General features: G+C 35.0%; 1 protein-coding gene. It reads right to left on the reverse strand.

Going from position 1 to position 3318, the window contains the following annotated elements; genetic code table 11:
• Positions 1-1796: 1796 nt before the first annotated feature.
• Positions 1797-3318, reverse strand: a 1522-nt coding sequence (locus SAE01_RS24225) for a glycosyltransferase family 39 protein (protein WP_147206416.1), incomplete at its 5' end; no start/stop codon positions are given.

Genomic DNA, 3318 nt, shown 5'->3' on the forward strand with positions numbered 1-3318 from the left:
CTTTCGTAAACAGCGCGATCTTCCGTTAAATTACTAATGTCACTTAAAGAAAAAGTGGGTAGTAAACAATACCAGTATGATTGAACAATCAATAATTCCAGCTAAAGTTTGAAGAAATTAGAGAAGGTCCTTTTAAGAATCGAGGATAATTTGGATGACTATAAATCTGAAGCAGATGAAAGAAAGTTTTTTGGGAAAAAGGCAAATTGTTGGAGCACAATAAGGACACTAAGTGTGCTTAAATATTCTTTGCCAGCGTAAGAGAAATACTGCCATCCTCTATAAACACCCCTCCCCATAACACTAGTCTCCTCTACCCCCTCTTTTAACTATGTGAGAGTTGCATTTAATAGAAGAGAACTTAAAAATTACGTGCTCAATAAAGTCTCTGTTTATTTCTATAACATCATGTCCTTGACTTAAACCCCTGTTCAAGTTTGATAATTCTTTATTAATGTAAATCAAACATCGGTTGATTAAGAATAGCAAAATGTACGAGAGCTAAAGTAAAGATGGTACTACAATTATCAGATAGTAGTAGCTTTATTGTTTTAGTACCCGTAAAAGTCAAATGATCTGTCCAATGCCCATTTTCCCTAATTGTTTTAAACAGCCAGATAGTGAAAAGTCCGTTTCATGTAATTTTCTGTAGCAGCTACCCTTTATAGCAAGAAATCACCGCAATGCAATAACAACAATTAATAGAGTTGCATGTCTCTATTTTCTCTGCTTCAACCGATCCAATTTCATTTAATTCCTCCTATAGCAGAAGATATTTTAGTAAGAGGACATAGCAGACTACATCAAATTGAACAACTCTATCACTTTTACTTTGCTGTAGAAGGTAAAATTGAAGATGTTCTTGTCAAACCTTTTCTATTGCTGCTACAGAACTGCGTTTACATAGTGTCTCCTTAAAATGTTATCAACTAGTCTCATATTTCAGAACATATGCTCATTACTACTGTAGCGAAAGACTTAGCCGGGAATTAGTTTTATTATCATTAGGCAGAAATAAAAAGGGAGCAGTATAAACTGCTCCCTATAATCTCCATATTAGTGTTTTCTTAGATTACTCTTTCTGTTCAACTTCTTTTTCTCCTAAGAGAACTGGACAACCGGACCCTTCTTAATTGATGTCCTATAAATAATTTTCGAGTGAAGGATTGACTTCAATGAAGTATTAATTACGAGCGTGGCGTTGTAGGAGTGCTTGGTGGAAATATTGTAATATTAAAGGAGCGTCAGTTAAACTCCCCCAATAAGTGTGTAACATTTTTAAATGTTGTACCTATGTTGTACCGTAAAACAAAAATGCCCTGTAAATCATTGTTTTACAAAGCATTAATATTAATGTTTGCGGACGGCACGGTACTCGAAGGCGCGACGTCCAGCTTATATTTTTTTTGGGGTTAAAGGAAATAATATTTTTGTAAGGAAAAGTCAAACTTTGTTAAGATAGGTAAGACAACGTTCTTAATACAGAACTTAATCGACTAAAAAATCGAGTAAAAAAAATAAGAGCTGAAAATCAAAGGTTTAGGAAGAAATAAAGAATCCAATCCGGATCACCAAAGTAAGGATTACGAGTTTGTAATCCTTACTTTACTTCATCTAATCTTACAAACAAGCGTTGTTTTTCAATTACTGATAACAAAAGCTCTTCAACATCTTGTTTTCTCTATTTATTTTTTCAATACTTCACGCTAAAGGCGGTGGGAGAATTTACTTTGACGTAAACGTGGTAAAAAAGCCCAGAGAAATGAAAGTGGCTCACAGGACCTTGACCGATCTTATTACAGGTGATTTTTCTTTCTTTCTGCCTCGTCTTTTATTCTTTTATTCACGTCGACTTTCGCACCCCGAAGTACATATATCGCAATTGTATCTTCTCTTGCAAACCGATTTATTCTCTTGCCGGCCAGGTAAACGCTGTCAAAAAGAGGTATTTCTACTTTTCTTTCTTTGTCCTCATCGTCATCTTCTTTTACTAAGATGACATCCTTTATTTTCCTGTCAAATCTAAGCCAGTTGATGTAGTCTGCATGGAAGGATTCAGCAACAATTTTTTTGTTTTTGATGTAGTAGTTTATTGCTCCTGCTTGTCCGTAGTTGTCACAAAGTACTAGGGTATGATCGAGATCTGGCAGTGTAGAACAAACACTATCAACTTTTATAGCCAATTCTTTCCATCCGACCATATCTGAGAAGTCTTGCGGCAACGCATGTTCTTTGCCGTCTTCCCAAAGTAGCAAACCCATTTTTTTATATGGCTGTTGATGCTGTAAAATATATTCAGGGCTATGATTTGGAAACCCAATTTGGTAGAAAGGGATAAATAACATTAATGGAATTGCAATGAACACAGGCTGCAAGTATTTTCTCCAACCTTCTTTGCAGATCTCCACAAGAAAAACTGAACCAAATGAAATGTAAATAGGATAAAGACCTATAGCATAATAGTCTTTGGCTTTGAAATAAATAAATACAATTAAAGTGAAAAATAAATTCCAGAAGAATGCTTTGTATTTCTTGAAAGGAACGTACGCCAGTAGCGCGTATAAGGCTGAAACAATAACAAATAAACAGCCGATAAAGAAAAGAAGTTGCGATTTTAAAAAACCGGCTCTATCAACATTTACCAGTTGAGTGTCTGCCAATTCCTTCAAGTGATGAACAACAGGAAAATTATTCTTGTATTGCCATGCAAGGTTGGGTGAAATGAGCAACAGGGCTAAAACTAGAGCGGTATAAAACTCCTTTTTTGTAAACACTTTTCGTTGTTCGGTTAATAAAACAGCAGGCAAAATTCCAATGACAAGAAAGACAACATTATATTTATTTAGAAAACCTAAGGCAAATACAATAGCCCCTATAAAAAGCCATTTTTTATTTTCGGTTTTAAAATATTTAATGAGGATAAAGTAAAAAGTAGTCCAGCTTAAAACGTCAAAAGAGTTGGGCTGGTATAAAGTGTTAAGTCTTAAGAGCACCGAAAATAAAATACAAGTTCCGCCTAAAACCAAGGCGAATAAATTTCCACCTAATTCTTCGATGGCTTTCCAAACAACAACGATTGTCAAAGCACCAAATAGAGCCGGAAAAAATTTAATCCAAAAAACAGTACCTCCAAGCAAATTAATAATGTAGGAAACCCATGAAGTAAAAGGCGGTACAGATTGAAAACCCCAGGCAAGGTGGTGCCCTTGGTCGAGGTGTAAAAATTCATCTCGTTGTAAATCGTAATCCGAACTTATCAGCGAAAATTGTAGCAAAAATTTTAGTACAATGAATCCAAGTAGTATTGAGGTTTTTTTT

It is taken from the genome of Segetibacter aerophilus (genome assembly GCF_007991655.1).
In the GTDB taxonomy this organism is placed as follows: domain Bacteria; phylum Bacteroidota; class Bacteroidia; order Chitinophagales; family Chitinophagaceae; genus Segetibacter; species Segetibacter aerophilus.